The organism is Bacillus sp. F56 (genome assembly GCF_001748205.1).
Taxonomy (GTDB): Bacteria; Bacillota; Bacilli; order Bacillales; family Bacillaceae; genus Bacillus; species Bacillus stercoris.
The window spans coordinates 346,680-366,487 of the sequence record NZ_BDFC01000006.1 but is presented as its reverse complement, the minus strand read 5'-3'; the positions used below and the strand labels follow the sequence as shown (position 1 = coordinate 366,487).

11 protein-coding genes and 1 tRNA gene are annotated in these 19,808 nt (G+C 44.4%); 3 read left to right on the top strand and 9 right to left on the bottom strand.

Going from position 1 to position 19,808, the window contains the following annotated elements:
• From BFW96_RS10340 to BFW96_RS10325, 4 genes are all read right to left on the bottom strand, one after another.
• Positions 1-7,686 (bottom strand): non-ribosomal peptide synthetase, encoded by a 7,686-nt coding sequence (locus BFW96_RS10340; protein WP_083252854.1) that lies wholly within the window; start codon positions 7,684-7,686, stop codon positions 1-3.
• Between the two features lie 370 nt (positions 7,687-8,056).
• Complete coding sequence (gene dacB, locus BFW96_RS10335; protein WP_069839365.1) at positions 8,057-9,532, bottom strand: D-alanyl-D-alanine carboxypeptidase/D-alanyl-D-alanine endopeptidase; 1,476 nt, start codon at positions 9,530-9,532, stop codon at positions 8,057-8,059.
• Positions 9,533-9,565: 33 nt separating this feature from the next.
• Entirely contained in the window at positions 9,566-10,543 is a 978-nt protein-coding gene (gene galM / locus BFW96_RS10330; protein WP_069839364.1) for an aldose 1-epimerase, read from the bottom strand.
• 134 nt (positions 10,544-10,677) lie between these two features.
• Positions 10,678-12,069, bottom strand: coding sequence for an MATE family efflux transporter (locus BFW96_RS10325; RefSeq protein ID WP_014664169.1), 1,392 nt, complete (start codon positions 12,067-12,069; stop codon positions 10,678-10,680).
• 284 nt (positions 12,070-12,353) lie between these two features.
• On the opposite strand from BFW96_RS10325, the gene iseA reads away from it, so the two are divergent.
• Positions 12,354-12,899 (top strand): DL-endopeptidase inhibitor IseA, encoded by a 546-nt coding sequence (iseA, locus tag BFW96_RS10320; RefSeq protein WP_069839363.1) that lies wholly within the window; start codon positions 12,354-12,356, stop codon positions 12,897-12,899.
• A gap of 90 nt (positions 12,900-12,989) precedes the next feature.
• On the opposite strand, the gene BFW96_RS10315 is transcribed toward iseA, so the two are convergent.
• From BFW96_RS10315 to BFW96_RS10305, 3 genes are all read right to left on the bottom strand, one after another.
• Positions 12,990-13,062 (bottom strand) — tRNA-Arg (locus BFW96_RS10315).
• A 52-nt stretch (positions 13,063-13,114) separates the two neighbouring features.
• Positions 13,115-13,660, bottom strand: coding sequence for a site-specific integrase (locus BFW96_RS10310; protein WP_014664172.1), 546 nt, complete (start codon positions 13,658-13,660; stop codon positions 13,115-13,117).
• 315 nt (positions 13,661-13,975) lie between these two features.
• Positions 13,976-14,206 (bottom strand): excisionase family DNA-binding protein, encoded by a 231-nt coding sequence (locus tag BFW96_RS10305; protein ID WP_003231472.1) that lies wholly within the window; start codon positions 14,204-14,206, stop codon positions 13,976-13,978.
• Positions 14,207-14,390: 184 nt separating this feature from the next.
• On the opposite strand from BFW96_RS10305, the gene ggt reads away from it, so the two are divergent.
• Positions 14,391-16,154, top strand: coding sequence for a gamma-glutamyltransferase (gene ggt, locus BFW96_RS10300; RefSeq protein ID WP_069839362.1), 1,764 nt, complete (start codon positions 14,391-14,393; stop codon positions 16,152-16,154).
• Between the two features lie 124 nt (positions 16,155-16,278).
• Here the strand turns inward: ggt and yofA are convergent, their stop codons facing one another.
• On the bottom strand, positions 16,279-17,136 hold the full coding sequence (gene yofA, locus BFW96_RS10295) for a LysR family transcriptional regulator YofA (protein ID WP_069839361.1): 858 nt from the start codon (positions 17,134-17,136) through the stop codon (positions 16,279-16,281).
• A 128-nt stretch (positions 17,137-17,264) separates the two neighbouring features.
• Here yofA and BFW96_RS10290 point away from each other — a divergent pair, with 128 nt between their 5' ends.
• Positions 17,265-18,254, top strand: coding sequence for a zinc-binding dehydrogenase (locus BFW96_RS10290; RefSeq protein ID WP_069839360.1), 990 nt, complete (start codon positions 17,265-17,267; stop codon positions 18,252-18,254).
• Between the two features lie 58 nt (positions 18,255-18,312).
• Here the strand turns inward: BFW96_RS10290 and gltD are convergent, their stop codons facing one another.
• Complete coding sequence (gene gltD / locus BFW96_RS10285; RefSeq protein WP_069839359.1) at positions 18,313-19,794, bottom strand: glutamate synthase small subunit; 1,482 nt, start codon at positions 19,792-19,794, stop codon at positions 18,313-18,315.
• Between the last annotated feature and the right edge of the window lie 14 nt (positions 19,795-19,808).

Genomic DNA, 19,808 nt, shown 5'->3' with positions numbered 1-19,808 from the left:
TTAAAGATCTTTCACCAAATTTTCGATGCTAGATAATGCAGACAACGTTAATTCCTTATTGCTGAAATCACTCAGCGTTTTTTCGCGTGCTTTTTTCTGTGAACAATGCTCAATCGTCTCGATAAGATGCCTGTGAAAACGATCCATAAAGCACTCAATCGAGTGTTTGCTGAATACTTGGGTGTATACCGCTTTTACGTGAAGCCGTCCGTCTGTAATGAGAGCATTGATGTCCAGCTCATATTCTCGTTCTCTCTCACCCGCTATTTCGTAACGGGGCTGGTAATATGACAATTGAAACGTTTCAGCTTCCTTCTCTTCGCTAAATTGGCCGAGATAATTAAAGCTGACCTCAGGCTCTTTATGACGCAGTTCTCCTATGTGTGTTAACAATCCGTAACCAGTTCCTTTGTTCGGGACTCTTCTCAGCATATCTTTTGTCATCTTAATTCGGTATGCGAGCGGATCCTCGAAAGGCTCGGGAATACCCATGTCTAGCAGAATAGGATAAATGGAAGTAAACCAACCAACTGTCCGTGAAATATCAATGTTTGGCACATGCCCTTCTCTACCGTGTCCCTCAGTGCTAATCAGGATTCGGTCATGCCCTGTCCATTCAGAAAGCGCCATTCCTAAAGCTGTAAGCAAAAGTTCGTTGACATCAGTGCCATAGGCTTGCTGAGTTTCAAACAGCAATTTTTCAGTCCAGTCCCCGGATAGCACAAACGCTTGTGCATCGCTGTTCATTTGGAGTCTGCCCGGCACATTTTCTATGTCTTTAGGAAGAAAAGCAGTGTGAGCGTCTAAAATCGTTTGCCAATACGTTTTTTCTGAAAGCAATTGTTTACTCTCAGCTATTTGGGCAAGGCCATTGGCGTAGGACAAATAAGAATCGGTTTTTGGCGGCAATTGGATTTCTTGTTTTTCTAAAGCCTGCTGGTATGCCGCCGCTAAATCCTCAAGCAGAATCCTCCAAGAAACACCATCCATCACTAGATGATGAAGCGCAATCAAAAGATGATCCCCTTCTGACGTTTTAAACAAACCTGCTTGCAGCAGAGGCCCTTGTTGTACATTCATTTTGCTTTGAATGACGGTTTCCTCAGCCGCTAGTTTTTCATCAAGGTGAGTCCTTTCCAGCGATGCTTTTGTCCAATCTGAAATATAAAGGCCAAATAGTTCATCATCCTTGTGATTGATTCCGCGATTAAACGGAATGACATGGCCGCTTTGGTCATGCTGGAAAATCATGCGAGTGGCATCATGATGCTCGGTTATTTTACGCAGCGCTAGACGAAGCGCGTTAGCATTGAATCCTTTGTCACTGAAAAGCATGACGGACTGGTTGTAATGATAGTAAAAAGCATGGTCCTGTCCGAAAAATCTTCTCTGAATCGGGGTGAGTTCAGCTTCACCTTCCGCAGGTCCCTGGTCCGCTTGAGATGCCAATGGTGTGATATGTCCGCATAGTTCCTGAATCGTTGAATAACGGAATAAGTCGCGTATAGTCATGCTCCAGCCTTCAGCTGCCAGACGTGCTGCCACTTGTAATGCTTTAATTGAGTCTCCGCCAAGCTCAAAAAAGGAATCGTGAATGCCGACTCGTGACATGCTCAGTACATCTTCCCATATGTACGCCATCGTTTTTTGCATGTCGTCAACTGGTGCGGTATATGGACGAGACAACACGTCATTTGGAGCCGGCAAGGCATTTTTGTCCAGCTTTCCGTTTAGGGTCAGCGGCATGTTTTCTAAAGGAATCAGATGTGCAGGAATCATATACGCTGGCAGCTCCTTTGTTAAAGCAGCACGGAGAGCATTCGTATTGACATCTGAAGGCACAATGTATGCTGCCAAACCTGCATGTCCATTCTTATCATGCTGAACGGCAACAACAGCTTCTCTGACAAGCCCCGTTTGAAGCAGAACACTTTCAATTTCTTCTGTTTCAATTCTGTATCCATTTATCTTCACCTGATAATCCATTCGGCCAAGAAGCCGGATCGTTCCGTTCGGAAGGAAGCAGGCGCGATCGCCGGTTCTGTACAGCCTTTCTCCAGAGACAAATGGATTTTCTGTAAATTTCATTTTCGTTAAGTCATTTTTATGATGATAGCCTTTCGCAACACCTGCCCCGCCGATGCATAGCTCGCCGGCAACACCGATCGGCTGAATTTGATCAGTCTGGCTGAGTACGTACATGCGTACATTCGGTAGAGGGCTGCCGATTGGTACGGTATCGCCCGTACACTCTTCACCCATACTTGTTTCATAAAAGCTCGAATCAATGGTTGCCTCTGTGACGCCATAGCTATTGATGATGCGCATGCTTTGACCAAATCGGTCTGTCAATGTTTTGAAATCTTGAGCTTTCACCATGTCGGAACCAAGAATCAGTATATCTAGGTCAGGAAGCTTGAGCTTGTTACGGTATATATACTCCATAACTGGAATAATGAGAGCCGGTGTTGACTCCATTATCGTAATTCGCCGGGCGCTCATGATTCCATATAATTCAGCAGGCTCCAGCCTCTTTTCATCTGAACAAATGATTAGCGTCCCGCCGTTTGTCAATGATCTCGCCAAATCTCCTGAAAAGACATCGAATGAAAAGCTCGCGATTTGAAGCAGTCTGACAGGCTTCCGATCAAGCTCATAAATTTGACGCCAAGCAAGAGCAGCATGAGTAAAGTTCTGATGGGTGACAATCACACCTTTAGGCGCACCCGTCGTTCCTGACGTATAAATGATATATACCGCCTCTTCAGGAGCAGGAGATAAGTTAAGGTTGCAGTTACTTTCTTCATAAGAGCTCTCATCGTCAAGGCAGATGTGAGACATCTCAGATTCAGGCGAGTTCGAAATCAAATGCTCCAACTCTCTCTGTAAAAGAAGAATATCTGCCCCGCTATCACGAAGAATGTATTCAATACGAGCTTTTGGATAGTGTGAATCGATTGGGATATACACTCCGCCAGCTTTCATCACTGCCAGCACGCCAACAATTGCATCAATGGACCGCTTGGCTAAAACTGCCACAGTTGGCTTCGGACCTTTTCTGTTTTGCAATGTTCGTGCCAGACAATTGGCTCTTTCATTTAGAAGCCGATAGCTAATCTCTGTTTCGTTATCAATAACAGCTATATGTTCTGGAATTTCTTCAGCTTTCGCCTCAAATATGCGATGAAAAGGAACATCACTTTGAGCAAATTCAACTTGAGTTTTGTTAAATGTAGTGAGAATTTTTTGTTTTTCTTTTTCACTAATTATATTTATTTGTGAAAGCCTTGTTTCAGGATTAGAAATGACCGCATGCAGTAATTCGATAAAATGAGCTGCCCAGCGTTCAATCGTATCTTTCAGGAACACTTCTGTACTAAATTCCAATTCGCAGCATACGGCTTCATCTGTTTCGGTTGCGATTAACGTGATATCGAATAAAGAAATGTGATGTGCGAATGTGGCAGGCCGGACTGTTATCTCATCCAGATCCATCTCCTGCTTTTCCATATTTTGAAGGATAAACATCGCATCAAATACTGGATTCCGGCTCATATCCCTTGTCAATTCAAGCTTATCGACAAGCTCTTCGAACGGATAATCCTGATGCTCGTAGGCTTCCAATGCTGTCTCGCGCACTTCCTGCAAATACTGTACAAACGGCTTCCCGCCCTCCGGGCGTGTCCGCAGCGCCAGCGTGTTCACAAACATGCCGAGTATCGGCTCGAGATCCTTGTGCGGACGGCCGGCAATTGGCGAGCCGACGATGATATCTTCCTGTCCGCTTAAGCGTGACAATAACGCTGTGTAGGCCGCAAGGAGCACCATGTACAGTGTGCTTCCGTTCTCCCGTGCCAGCTTGTGAAGCCCTGATGTCGCTTCTTGATCAAGCGTAAAGGAGACCTTATCACCCGCAAAGCTTCGCACCGGCGGGCGGGGTTGATCAGCCGGGAGATCCAGCACCGGCAGCTCGCCCTCGAGCTGCTTCAGCCAGTACGCCTCCTGCGTTTTGTACGTGTCTCCTGTTTTGAATCCTTCTTGCCATACGGCGTAGTCTTTATATTGAATATGAAGTGCCGGAAGGGCCCGGTTGTTGTACAGCTCTCCGAATTCCCGAATCAGAATGTTGACGGAAACACCGTCTGAAATGATGTGATGCATATCAACCAGCAACAGGTGCCGCTCATCTGATACCTTTACGATTTGGGCACGGAACAGCGGCGCTTGGCTGAGATCAAACGGCTTGATAAACGCGGCTGCCGATTCCTGTTCAGTTTGGTCGCCGAGAACTGTCGTCTGTAATGTGAACGGCACTTCGTCATGGATGCGCTGCACCGGCTCACCGCCTCCATCCTGTTCAAAGGAGGTCCGCAGCGATTCGTGGCGATTGATCAGCTCTTTGAAAGCCCTGTCCAGCCTTTCTGGATCAAGCTTCCCTTCCAGCTCCAACACCGCCGGCATATTGTAGCCTGTCCCTCCGTCCTCCAGCTGCTGAAGGACATAGATCCGCTTTTGGGCAGATGAAACCGGATAGGTCTCACGCTGTTCCGTCGGCTTTATTGCTTCATATGGACTGTCCGTTCCTTCACGGATAACAGAAGCCAGTCCTTCTATCGTCGGATGGGCAAACACATCTTTCAGCGGCACCTGTACATCAAATTCTTTTGAGATTCGGGAGACAAGCGCCGTTGCTTTTAAGGAATGTCCTCCGCGGTCAAAGAAGTTGTCGTGAATCCCGACAGGGCCGTTTTTCAGGACGTCTTCCCACAGCTGGGCAAGCTTCATCTCGGTCACATTTCTTGGCGCTGTGTAGGTCTCTGCATCTGCCGCTCCGTTAGGAGCTGGCAGGGCGTTCCGGTCCAGCTTTCCGCTTGGCGTAACCGGCCACTGTTCCATCTCGATCATATGGGCTGGGATCATGTAGCCCGGCAGCCGTCTCTCAAGCTGCGCCCGCACTTCGTTTCTCGGGAGTCCTTCTATATAAGCGCATAATTCCGGCTCGCCGCTGTCTGTCCGTACGGTAACGGCCGCTTCCCTTATGCCTTCTATGCTTCTAAGCGCCGTTTCAATTTCTCCGGGCTCAATCCGGTAGCCACGGATTTTCACCTGATCATCCGTGCGGCCGAGGAATTCCATATTCCCGTCAGGGAGCCAGCGGGCTACATCCCCTGTTTTGTACATGCGTTCACCCGGGTAAAACGGGTCCTCAAGAAAACGCTCCTCCGTTAAGGCCGGCCGATTCAGATAGCCTCTGGCCACACCCGCTCCGGCAATGTACAGTTCACCGGAGACACCTAAGGGCTGTACGGCTAAATGGGGATCTAAAACATACAAACGCGCACCGGGTACAGGCTTCCCGATCGGAATCCGCAAGCGGTCCCTGTCCCGCTCTGGGTCCAACACGTAGAATGCCGCGTCAACCGTTGCTTCTGTCGGCCCATAGCCATGGATCAGCGATACCTCAGGCAATAAAGAAGCAAATCGCGCTGCCACACGGGGTGCAAGCGGTTCACCTCCGGCGAATACACGCTTCAGGCTTGTCCCGTCACCCAGTGTTGCGATTTCCGCTTGATCGAGAAAACTGTTCAGCATAGCCGGAATAAAATGAACCGTTGTCACGTTTTCCTGATGAATGGCTTTTACGATCAATGCCGGATCTTTCTCCCAGCCCGGAGGAAGCAGATAAGCCGAAGCGCCGGAAAGCGACCACCAAAACAGCTGCCACACAGACGCATCAAAGGAAAAAGAGGTTTTCACCATGACAATGTCATCTTCCGAAAGCGGAAATTGGTGCTGCATGCCGGTCAGAAAGGAAACAGCCTGGCGGTGCTCGACGGCTACCCCTTTTGGCTGCCCGGTGGAGCCAGACGTATAGATGACATAGGCGAGAGATCCGCCGCTAATAGAAGCAGATACATGACGTTCTGCTTCTTCACGGGCAAGAGATGTCATGTCAACCTCAAGCGTCTCTCCGGAAAAGCTCGGCGCAAAACATCCCGGCTGTGTCAGTAAGAGATCTGCCCCGCTGTCTTTCAGCATGTAGCTCAGCCGCTCTTCTGGATACTCAGGATCAAGCGGCAAATACGCCCCGCCAGCTTTTAATACAGCAAGTACAGCGATCAGCATGTCAGGTGACCGCTCAGACAGGACACCTACGATGCTTTCCTTTGAGACGCCGCGTGCCGCAAGGCGGGCGGCCAGCCGGCTGGCATACATGTCAAGCTCAGCGTACGTCAGCGAACCGCCTGAAAATCGAATGGCTGTCCGTTCCGGTGTGAAAGCCGCCTGTCGTTCAAACAGACCGTGCAAAGTTGGGGCTTCAGGCGAAACAGCTTTTGTCTTGTTATACTCATACAACAATTTTTGCTTTTCTCTTGTATTCGTCATATCTAATTCTCTTATAAAGCTGTACGGTTGTTGAAGGGCGCTTTCCAGTAAGGTAAGCAGATGGTGTTGAATACGTTTAATATCCTCAAGAGAAAACAAGGTATTTTGATAGTCGAAATTTAATTGTATGGTTCCGGTGTCTACACGTTCCTGTATCTGAACAGAAAGCTCATTCGCGGTGTATCCGCTGAAATACAGCGCTGTTTCATAGTCAAAACCATCTGCATTGTGCCACTGAAGTGGCTGATACTGCATAGATATACCGATAAGGTTGTGTAAATCCTTCTGTTCATTTCTTAATTCATTCACAAGCAAATTATAAGGAAACCGTTGATGACGCATAACGGAAAGCTGTTCCCTGCCTATTCTGCGGACAAAGGAAAGAAAGTCTGTGCCAGGATCAACCGTTATTCTGATTGGAAGAGAACTGACGAACATGCCGAGCATTTCTTTTTCAGCCTTTGACCCTCTGTTGCCATAATAGGTGCCAATGGCAAGATCTTTTTTAGAAGTGATTCGGCTGATACATATGTAAAATGAAGCCATAAATAAGGAAATGATATTGATCTTGTGTTCTTTACAGAAGATTCGAATCGTTTGCTCTAGATCAGGTGAAAGAATAATGGTGTCTCTGGATGCGGCTGTGCTCTGTTTTTGTAAGGACGTCTGGCCGGCTAACGAGTGATATTCCAACGGGTGCTGAAAGGTTTGCGTCCAAAATAAACGATCCTTTGCAAAACGTGAAGATTGTAGATATTGACTCTCTTTTTCAATATAGCTCAAGTAAGAAGGCTCCGGCTGATCAGGTAAAGGATCTTTCTTCTTTATTTTTTGATAAAGATCTATAATTTGATTTCCCATCACATTTAAAGAGATTCCATCCATTATGATGTGATGGAATTTCGCGAACAGCCAAACTTCATGAGAGTCAATTCTGAGGAGGTAAAATTGATAAAGAGGTGAGTTGAACAGTTTAAATGGGATTCTCGCTTGATCTTGTATCCATTGCTCTATTTCTATCATTTCAACATTTGAAAAATCTATTATTTCAAGTGAAGCGTATTTATATTCAGTAAGGTACAGTCGCGGTTCAAGCTCTTCTCCTTCTAGCAGCTGAAATCTAATGGCGTCGTTGCGGGCGACGGAATGATTCAGTGCTTCCTCTAGGGCCTCAAGATCAATATCGCCCCTGAATTTCACGCAGGCGGTGAGATTGCAAATGCTAGTACCTGGCTCCAGCAGTTCGGTAAACCACACTCTCCTTTGGGCATGGGTTAAAGAATAAGTATGTACGTTCAACGGATTCCCTCCAGTTCTCATAATAAGAGGATAAAAAAAGTAGAAAAAAGCAGAAAAATGACAATAAAAGAAATTATATGCCTGTATAATCCATATATGCACTATATTAACGGATATTTTTTAAAGTACAATAAAAAATATTAAATTTTTATAACATTTTTTTGAATATAGTATTATTTCTTTATTTTTAGTTTCCTTTTTTATCGAATTTTCTGATATAAAGTGATAAAAGTATGGTTTCACGTAAGGTCTTACACACTATTTTTTGATCAAACTAATTTGCTTTTGTGATAATTCTTCTAAGGTTCGACAGGGCGTTGTTACAGACAGAAAAAAACCTGTTTTCATTTGGAAAACAGGCCTGATACTATTATTGATTTGCTAAAACGACAGCAATTTGATCCTCAATATCTTTTCCATCCTCTTCATCAATCAATCCGTTTAGCAGAATAGAGAAAACAAGCTTTTTTCCGCTCTTTGTTTCTGCGTAACCGGATAGAGAGCTGACCGTACTTAGCGATCCGGTTTTTGCTCTTACTTTTCCTTGTGCAGGAGTATCTTTCAGGCGGTTTCTTAGCGTTCCGCCTACCATTCTGTCAGGATTGCCTGCAACAGGTAAAGAATTTAGATAGGCCGAGAACCAACTCTGATCTTGAATCTCGTATAACAGCTGTGAGAGTTGATCTGAGGATACAGCATCAATATGTGAGATTCCTGATCCATCCCTTAAGATGAGTGATTTGGAATCAACACCAAATTCCGGAAGCGTACTATTTAATACTTCGAGCCCCTTCTCCCAGCTTCCCTCTCCTTTTTTCACTTTCCCCATCTCTTTTACGAGTACTTCGGCATGTCCGTTATTACTTAATTTCATGAACGGCACAAAGAGTTTCGATAAAGGCATTGAGCGATGAGCGAGCAGCACGTCTGAAGAACCAGGTGCTGCACCCGTTTTGACGTCCCCTTTCACAGTAATCCCTTGTTTTTTAAGTGCTTGCTTAAATAAATCTAAGGCATATCCGGCAGGCTCCCAGACAGAAATCCATTCCTTTGTCTTGTTTGCGTCAACCGGCACGCTCCCTTCAATTGTAATCGTGTTTGTTCCATGCTCTCTTTCGATCGTGAGGTCTTTCTTTGAACCGGCCCCTGTCGTTTCGGCATCATTCTTAATCGTTATATAATCGGTTTTCGGAGAGACAGAAACAGCAGGCTTTTCTCCTTCTTTTTTATTTGGGGTGACCTCAACAATCACAGTGCCTGCATCATAGTCTTCATTCGGAGACGCTGTTAGAGCGGAGATTGGCGCGCCGTAATATGTGTATTCATCGCTCCAAGGCATATCAGGTGATAATCGCATGTCATCATACCACGTATCATCACCGATCAGATTGCCTTTAATTACTTTTACGCCGGATTCTTTTAATTTCTCAGCCATTTTGTCAAAATCAGATGGTAAAAGTGTCGGATCTCCCTTCCCTTTCAAATAAAGGTTACCATTCAGCTTTTTCCCTTTTAGTGCGCCGTCCGTCCGGACCTCGGTTGTAAAAGAATAGTTCTCGCCAAGGACAGAAAGTGCCGCAGCCGCTGTCAAAAGCTTTAGAGAAGAGGCGGGCCTCATTCGGGTGTCTCCTGAATGTTCATATAGAACAGCACCTGTTTCCGCAGAGCGAACGGTGATGCCGGCCATTGCGCCTTCGAGTGCAGGATGATCAGATAAAATTTTATCGATCTGCCCGGAAAGTGCACCTTGTTTTTCAGCGGCAAGCGCATCCTGATGCATATAAGGTACCGAAGCAACGACGAAAAGCAGTAAAACAGCAACATAAAGCTTTATGCTTTTTTTCATTAATTACCCCGCCTCTCTGCGCTTCATCATTGGCTATTGATGATTCAATTCAATGGTGATACTGCTTTTGGCTGTCGTTTCTTCTCCCGGCTCCAGCACTTGTAAACCGGTGAGTGATGAAGGTAAATCAAGGTTCACGGCGTTTGTCACCCATGTGTAAGGCTCAGGGCATAAATACCCTTGTTTTCCGTCCGCATTGTATACAACCCATTGTTTAAACTGTGCATCTGCCTTATAAATAATGCTTATATGTGCATGCTGATGATAAATGACTGCCTGATTTTCTCCGCCTCTCTTCTGATAAGAAGATAAAAAGACATCATCCAGCTGCTTGTGGCGCAAATCTATTCCTTCATGCAAAGCTTCTTTATACGGTACATCCATCAGTTTCCCGGTCGGCAGCAAGCGTTCATCTAATTCCCATTGCTGATCTGCTGTCAGGGAGAATAACGAGCTTTCTGCCGGAAATACAAATGTAGTATGATAACCAATTCCCCAAGGAAACGCTTCCTTTCCTTTGTTCATGACCGTCGCATGTTTAAATAGGGTATTCCCCTTGATCGTGTATGTCATCCGAACGACGGCATGATGAGGAAATTGCTTCTGCACATGTGGGAGCTCAGAAAGATCAATTTCTGTTTCAACAATCACTTCTTCATCAGTTTGCTTCGTGGTCACGACATTCCACTTTTCATGGTAAAGAAACCCGTGAAGATGGTTGTGTTTATCCTTCTCGTTGATATCAAAATGATACGTTCTGCCCCGGAAACTGAATGTACCGTCACTTATGCGGTTAGGCGGAAACAGGATTGGAATGCCATACAATGTTGGTGTATCGTGAAAGCTTTCTGCTGTTTCCGGTTCACGCAAAAGCTGGACTTTTGTTGTTTTGTCCACGAGTGAAATGACGTTGCTCCCCCACTCGGGGACAACAATCATTTCTAGATGTTCGTTGCCTGCTTTGATGGCCGGCGTTCCCAAATACGTGATGTTTTCAATAAAGTTTGCCATGTATACTCAACCTCTCCTTGATTCATTGCTAGTATAAGAATTCAATGTACTGTGCCATATTTCCTCCATTTTATGTTTCCCCCTATCAAATAAAAAAACACCGTTCAAACTCATGAACGGTGTGATTCGGGAGACTATTGGATGAGACGTGTGATCTGTTTCTTTTTCCACACGAATTGATAATACCCATAAATCAACAGCAGGCTGACGGCAAACGCAGCCGGATAGCCAACCCAGACGCCGAGTATTTCAAGCTTTGTGTAGTGAGAAAGGACGAAGGCGACAGGCACCTCAACTCCCCAGATCGAAAATATACTGATAACGGTCGGCCATAAAACCGTTCCGCTTGCCCGCATCGTTGCAGAAATAATTTGGGCATTTCCAAACAGCAAATAGCTCCACAATGTAATCATCAAGAGACGGTGCGCAATGTAAAGCGTCTCTTGCTCGGTTAAAAATAACGCTAAAATCTGGTGTGAAAAAACATAGATCAAAATGATCAGTACGCCGCCAATGATATAATTCAGCCAAATCCCCACGCGAATGACCTGCTTTAAGCGGTCAAATTCGTTCGCGCCAATCGATTGCGCAGCGAAAATAGAAACCGCGATACCAAGGCTGACGGCTGGCATCTGTACATAGCTGGCCACCTGGTTGACCACTCCGTATGCAGCTGTTGCATTAGAGCCGTAATGATTGACGAATGAAATAACCGCTATCTCTGATAATGAGACAAGAATCATATTGATGCTTGCTGGAATCCCAAGACGCAGCAGGAGAGCCAGCAGCTCCTTATCCATTTTCAAATAACGCCGCACTGTTTTATCAAATTGCAGCGGGTGTTTTCGTTTTCGTAAATACACCATTAACACGAGAAAAGTCGCAATCGTGGAAATGACCGTTGCATATGCCGAGCCGTATATGCCCAGTTTCGGAAGACCAAACATGCCAAGGATTAAGACAGGCAAAAGGGAGATGTTGATAACCGTACTCACAATCAGTGTATAAAACGGTGTCTTGGAATCTCCTGTTCCCCGCAAAAAGGTAGTATATGCAAAATATAAAAACATAAACGGCATAGCGTAAAATAAAATACGTGCATAGTTAGCGCTGACATGAATGACATTTTCAGGCGTGCCCATTAAACGAAGGATATCCAGGGTGAATATACTGCCGATGACGGCTAACACAACGCCTAATAAAAATGTAAACGTGAGCGTCGTTCCGACAACAGCCTTTAGCCGTTCTTCATTTTTTGCCCCATAGGCTTGTCCGATCAGAATCGAGCTTCCTGAACCAATCCCAATCGTAAATGAGATTAAAAGAAAAAATAACGGGAAAAAGGATGATACAGCTGCCACTGCGTCAACACCGAGCCATCTGCCTACAGCCATCATCCCGACAAGCTGGCCGACTGATTGCAGCACATTGCTCAGCAGAAGAGGCACCAAAAAGAGTGACATAGACCGCCAGACTGATGGTTTGCTTTTCTCTTGAGTTACATGAGGTTCTTGTGATGTTTCCATATTGAAGGACTCCTTTATTTGAATTCGTTTTGAACATGCCCTCATTTTTTGACAAAAACAGGAGATGCAACATGTTATTATTCATCACTGTATATATGAAACCCTTCCCGATTCTTCTCATTTTACACATCTTTTTAGCTTATGAAGAATAAGCTAGCAAGTAATGGCGTATTTTTTGCGAGTAAAAGAATAAAAAATAATTTATGCAAAACTATTGTAATCTGAACGTAATTATTGTAACATTTGTAACATAAGAGAAAGAGATTTTGAAGGAGAGAGCGATAATGAAAAAATGTCTTCTATTTCTAACAACCATTGCACTTATTCTGTCATTAAGCACAAATGCATTTGCGAAAAATACATCAGGCGATTTATCACAAAAACAAGCACTGCAGCTGGCGTTATCCGCAAGAGAACATTTTTGGAACACAATGAGCGGCCACAATCCAAAGGTGAAAAAAGCAGTTTGCCCGTCAGGCACATTTGAGTATCAAAATCTTCAATATGTATACATGTGCAGTGATCTAGGCACTAAAGCAAAAGCGGTGAATTACCTAACTCCTATTTTTACAAAAACAGCAATCGAAAAAGGCTTTAAAGATTATCATTTCACTGTTTCAAAAGGAAAACTCGCTGTTCCGATCGGTGACGGAGACAACCTTTTAAATTGGAAAAAATCAACCGCTAAACTGATCTCTAAAAAAGGCGGCACAATCACTTATGAATTTACCGTTCCTACTTTAGACGGTTCCCCTTCTGCAAAACGGAAAGTGACATATGTGAAAGAAAATAAAAAGTGGAAAGTTAATCAATTTGACGCAGTTATATAAGAAAAACGCCCTGCACAAGCGGGCGTTTTTTACTTGTGAAAAAAGAAAGACAACAGGCGAAAAGTGCCTGTTGTCTTTCTGTGAATATAACGCTCTAGGAGAGATTCGAACTCCCGACCTGCAGTTTAGGAAACTGCTGCACTATCCGCTGTGCTACTAGAGCTTTTGGTATTTATATAGTAGCTCTGATGATCAATATTTTCAAGTGATTTGTATTAAAGCCCTCCAAAAACCTTATACGCGGCTCTTGTCGTATCTTCATCAATACCGATATACCGCATTGTAATTGAAGGTGATGAATGATTCAGTATTCTCTGCAGCTCGGCGATGTCTTTTGTCCGCTGATAAAAATGATAGCCAAATGTTTTCCGGAGTGTATGTGTCCCTATCTCCTCAAGTCCGCACGCCGCAGCTGCCTCTCTTAAAATTCTGTAGGCCTGAATGCGGGAAATTGGCTTTCTGGTCCGCACAGATTTAAAAAGATATTCGTTTTCCTTCATATCTTTCGTATACTCGTATATTTCCTGTTTAAGTGACTCTAAAATAAGAATCTTTCTTTTCTTTTTCGTTTTGCTTTCAGTCGCCCATAAATGATCTTTATGTTTAACGTCCTTCACTTGCAGCGGCAGAATATCAGAAATGCGGAGCGCGCTGTTGATGCCGAAAATAAACAGAAAATAATCCCGCTTGTTTTTGTTAAGCAAATACTGTTTGACTTCTTGGATTTTCTCTAAACTGCGAATCGGCTGTACAATATGCATCAAAAAACTCCTTAAAAACGGTTATGTAACGTTTTGAGGCTTATGTTACTATTATAGCTGAAAAACCTTGAATGTCAAAGCGTGACGGTATTTATGTAACATAATATACATAGTGTAACATAAGCGTGTGAGTAAGCTTCTGTAAACCTTCTTCCTTTTAAATGAGCTTTAAAGCCTATTATAAAGCTTTTAATCTCTCAGATACTCATCACCCTACTTATAATCAAAAATCCTCTTAAAACGAAATCTGACGCTCCTGATTTTTCGGCGCTTCTGCAAAAACATGCAAAAAAAGACACAATTTCAAATTGTGTCCTAATCTTCATCCTTTACATCAATATCTTCCGGGATTGGTTCATTTAATATTTCCTGCACAAGTGCTTTGTAATTCTCCAGCTGTTCGAGATGCGTTTTGAACTGCTCCTTATAAATCAAAAATTGCTCCCCGTCATGAACGGCCCTGATTTTTCCTTCGAGCACCAAGCTTTTAATATAATCCTCTGAAAGATTTGTATATTCTGCTGTTTCTTCGATCGTTAAATACATATAGCAGTCCCTTCTTAATCCGTATGCTGATTCTAATATAGCACATGGCTCATATCAATATAATCAATTTTGCACAGAAAAACGGCTTTATGTACTATATAATATACCATTTGTCACTTGTGAAAACGCTGTAATTTTTTTACGCTAAGATTGTAACAATACAGCTTCATATAGGAGGGAGAACATGAAAAGAACGTGGAACGTCTGTTTAACAGCTCTGCTTAGTGTTCTGTTAGTCGCTGGAAGTGTCCCTTTTCACGCGGAAGCTAAAAAACCGCCCAAAAGCTACGATGAGTACAAACAAGTAGATGTCGGAAAAGACGGCATGGTTGCGACCGCACATCCTCTCGCTTCTGAAATCGGTGCTGATGTGCTGAAAAAAGGAGGAAATGCCATTGATGCAGCGGTCGCTATTCAATTCGCACTCAATGTAACGGAGCCGATGATGTCAGGCATTGGCGGTGGCGGTTTTATGATGGTGTATGACGGAAAAACGAAGGATACAACGATAATCGACAGCCGTGAGCGTGCACCAGCAGGCGCAACCCCTGACATGTTTTTGGATGAAAACGGCAAAGCCATTCCTTTCTCTGAACGTGTGACAAAAGGTACTGCCGTTGGTGTTCCAGGCACGCTGAAAGGGCTGGAAGAAGCCTTAGATAAATGGGGAACCCGTTCAATGAAGCAATTAATTACCCCTTCTATTAAACTCGCTGACAAAGGCTTCCCGATTGATTCAGTGTTGGCAGATGCCATTTCTAATTACCAGGAAAAACTGTCACAGACAGCCGCAAAAGATGTATTTTTGCCAAATGGCGAGCCGCTGAAAGAAGGCGATACCCTTATTCAAAAAGATTTGGCCAAAACGTTTAAACTGATTCGCTCCAAAGGCACTGACGCTTTTTATAAAGGAAAATTCGCCAAGGCGCTTTCTGACACTGTCCAGGATTTTGGCGGGTCAATGACGAAAGAAGATTTAGAAAATTACGACATTACAATTGATGAACCGATTTGGGGAGACTATCAAGGCTATCAAATCGCTACCACCCCTCCTCCAAGCTCCGGTGGTATTTTCTTATTGCAAATGCTGAAAATACTTGATGATTTTAACCTTTCACAATACGATGTCCGCTCATGGGAGAAATATCAGCTGCTTGCCGAAACGATGCATTTGTCTTATGCCGACCGTGCGTCATACGCTGGTGATCCCGAATTTGTAAATGTTCCTCTCAAAGGCCTGCTTCACCCCGATTATATTAAAGAACGCCAGCAATTAATCAACCTAGATCAAGTGAATAAAAAACCGAAAGCCGGTGATCCTTGGAAATACCAAGAAGGATCAGCAAACTATAAACAAGTCGAACAGCCGAAAGATAAAGTAGAAGGCCAAACAACCCATTTTACAGTTGCAGATCGATGGGGAAATGTTGTTTCCTATACAACAACAATCGAACAGCTATTCGGAACGGGTATTATGGTCCCTGATTACGGTGTTATTTTAAACAATGAATTAACGGATTTTGATGCGATACCAGGCGGAGCCAACGAAGTACAGCCAAACAAACGGCCTTTAAGCAGCATGACCCCGACGATTTTATTTAAGGATGACAAGCCTGTCCTCACGGTTGGATCTCCTGGCGGGGCCACAATTATTTCATCCGTTTTGCAAACTATTCTCTACCATATAGAGTACGGTATGGAATTAAAAGCGGCTGTTGAAGAGCCGAGAATTTACACAAACAGCATGAGCTCTTACCGTTACGAAGACGGAGTTCCTAAAGATGTCCTCAGCAAGCTGAACGGCATGGGCCACAAATTTGGCACAAGCCCGGTGGATATCGGAAACGTGCAAAGCATATCGATCGACCATGAAAACGGCACCTTTAAAGGCGTAGCTGATTCAAGCAGAAACGGCGCAGCGATCGGCATTAATTTAAAACGCAAATAAAAAGAAAAACTGTACTCGCTTCAAATGAGTACAGTTTTTTTATGCCCATCTTTAAAATAAAAACTGATAAACGGTTTTATTCTGCCAAGCAGTGTATCAGACAAGAAATCCAACACGTCTATCTTCATCTTTTCATTTCGTGTATCTCATCAAGAAATGTCTGGAACGCACTCGTAATAAAAAAGTCTTTCCTGTATATAAATACGATCTCTACGTCTTGATATGCTGCTGGCAGCTGATGAATCCATACATTCGTTCGATGCTCGGAGCAATCAATAGCGGACCTTGGGAGCAGCGCCGTACCCATCCCGGCGGAAACTCCTTTTATAATTGCCTCCAATGTCCCAAACTCTATGATTTTTTGGTTGGGTATGCCTGCTTCCTCCAGTAATCTTTTGACCCTGTCACGATGAGAACAGCCTGCTCCAAAAAAGAGCATCGGCTGCTGAAGCATAACCTCGGCCGACCCTTCTCGTGATGAAATCAAAACTAATTCATCATGGGAAACATGGATTTGTCTGACAGCAGTGTGCTCAACCGGTCCATATACAAAAGCGCCATCAACTTGATGATCAAGAACCTGTTGAATCAGATGATGTGTATTAGCAGTGTTCACCGATAAATCCACATCAGGAAAACGTCTGAGGAAGGAGGCTGCATGTTCGGGCAGATGCGTTACCGCCGTCGTTTCTAGTGAGCCGATCCGCAAAGGCCCTTTCGGATGCCGGCTCATCTGTGCCGATTTTTCAGCTTCGTCTAACAGCAATAATACTTGATCAGCATATTGCAAAAGATTTTCTCCCGCAGCAGTCAGCTTCATCCCGCGATTCGTTCGATGAAAAAGCCTGATATTCAAATTTTCCTCAAGGTTATGTATTCTGGCTGTCACATTCGATTGAACATAATTCAGCATTTGCGCTGCTTTCGTTATGCTTCCTTCACGGGCCACAGCCTGAAAAATCTTTAAATCTCCGCTTTCCACGGGCTCTCACCTTCTTGCTATGATTAAAAGTGATAGTGGCTATCATATTTGTTCATTTTACTCGAAGAAAACTGCTAAGTAAAATATGTAAAGATATGAAAATACAATTCAATGAGGAGGAAGACAACATGAAAGCTGTAATTCACAATGGAACAACCGGACTGCAGGGATTATCATTTCAAAACGTCCCTACGAAAAAGCCTGGATATGGAGAGGTAAAGGTAAAATTAAAATCCGCGGGTCTGAATCATCGTGACCTGTTTCTCATGAAAAACAAATCTGAACAAGATCCTCACGTGATACTCGGTTCTGACGGCGCCGGTCTCATTGAAGAGATTGGTGAAGGCGTGAAAAATGTTACTGTTGAAACAGAAGTCATCATTTTCCCGACATTAAACTGGGAATTGACAGAGAATGTTCCGCCTGTACCTGAGATTCTGGGAGGTCCTTCTGACGGAACACTTGCTGAATATGTGATCATTCCTTCACAAAATGCAATCAAAAAACCTCCTTATTTATCTTGGGAAGAAGCGGGCGTTTTACCTTTATCCGCTTTAACTGCATACCGGGCCCTGTTTACGAAGGGACAATTGAAAAAAGACGAGCATCTATTGATACCCGGCATCGGAAGCGGAGTTGCAACCTACGCTTTATTGATGGCGAAGGCGATTGGGGCAACAGTAAGCGTGACCTCCCGCAGTGAGGAGAAAAGAAAAAGGGCGCTGCAATTAGGTGCTGATTACGCATTTGACAGTTACAGCAATTGGGATGAACAGATGCAGGGAAATAATGCTGATGTTGTTCTTGACAGCATAGGCCCTGCCCTCTTTTCGGAATACTTCCGTCATGTAAAGCCGAATGGCCGCATTGTCAGCTTTGGGGCAAGCTCAGGGGAAGATCTCAGTTTTCCGGTGCGTTCTCTATTCTTTCCGCAGATCAATGTTTTGGGAACTTCGATGGGAAGCGGTGAGGAATTTCGCGATATGCTCGCTTTCATTGAAAAACATAAGCTGAGACCTGTAATCGACCGCACATATCCTTTAGAAAAAACATGTGATGCATATAAAAGAATGCAGGAAGGCAGGCAGTTTGGAAACATTGGAGTTGTAATGGAATAAAAAAAGAAACCGGCTGGCAACCAGACCGGTTCTTTTTTTATATGATAATCCCCTTTATTTACGGAAGAACTGAACTCCCCATCAAATACCGATCCACTTCACGCGCTACTTCACGGCCTTCATTAATCGCCCATACGATTAAGCTTTGGCCTCTTCTTGCATCCCCTGCGGCGAATACGCCATCGATATTTGTTTGATAATCCCCATATGCTGCACTGATTTTGTTGTTTACAGAATCCACACCGAACTGTTTCAACAGCGGCTGTTCTGTGCCTTCAAAGCCGATAGCGATAAAGACAAGCTGAGCAGGCCATACTTTTTCAGTTCCAGGCAGCTCGCGGAACTCGTATTTTCCATGCTCATTTTTCACTTTTTCCATTTGGATGGTATGGAGCTCCTTCAGCTGGCCATTTTTATCCGCGACCATTTTTTTCGTTTGAATGGAGTATTCCCTCGGATCTCTTCCGAATTTTGCTTCCGCTTCTTCATACGCATATTCAAGCGTAAAGACGTGCGGCTGTTCAGGCCACATATTGTCATTCGTGCGGGCTGGCGGAAGTTTTGGGTGTTTGCCGAATTGATGCACGCTTTTGGCTTTTTGCCGCAGAGCAGTAGCCACACAGTCAGCTCCTGTATCTCCGCCTCCGATAACGATGACATCTTTCCCTTTGGCGTCAATGAATTGCTTGTCTTTAAAATTAGAATCTAAATAGCTTTTCGTTGCGAGCGTCAGGTAATCCATCGCGTAATGGACTCCTTTTGAGTCGCGCCCTTCAATTAAGAGGTCCCGCTGCTTTTGAGCGCCTGTGCACAGGATCACAGCATCAAATTGCTCCTTTAGCTCATCCGCTGTTATGTCAACACCGATTTCTGTGTTCGTGACAAAATCAATTCCTTCTTGCGTCAGCAATTTAATTCGGCGTTCTACAATGCCCTTCTCAAGCTTCATGTTTGGAATGCCGTATGTTAAAAGGCCGCCCGCTCTGTCTGAGCGCTCAAAAACAGTGACGGAATGTCCCGCTTGGTTCAGCTGGTCAGCACTCGCCAGTCCGGCTGGGCCTGACCCGACAATGGCCACTTTTTTGCCTGTTCGTTTTTTAGGAATTCTAGGTTGAATCCAGCCGTTCTCAAATCCTTTGTCGATAATGGTTCGCTCGATATTTTTAATTGAAACGGCCGGGTCTGAAATCGCTAAAGTGCATGACCCTTCACAAGGGGCAGGACATACCCGCCCTGTGAATTCAGGAAAGTTGTTTGTTTTCAACAGACGTTCCAATGCTTCTTTCCATCTGCCCCGGTAGACAAGATCATTCCATTCAGGAATTAAGTTGTAAATCGGACAGCCGGATGTAAATCCGTTAATGTCCGCACCGATCTGGCAAAACGGTGTACCGCAATCCATACACCGCGCCCCCTGCCGTCTCGATGCTTCTTCTGAAAAAGGAGCAGAATATTCTTTCCAATCCTTTAAGCGAGTGAGAGGGTCCCGCTCAGCAGGTTTTTCTCGTTTGATCTCCATAAATCCAGTTGGTTTCCCCATGTTCCTCTCCCCTT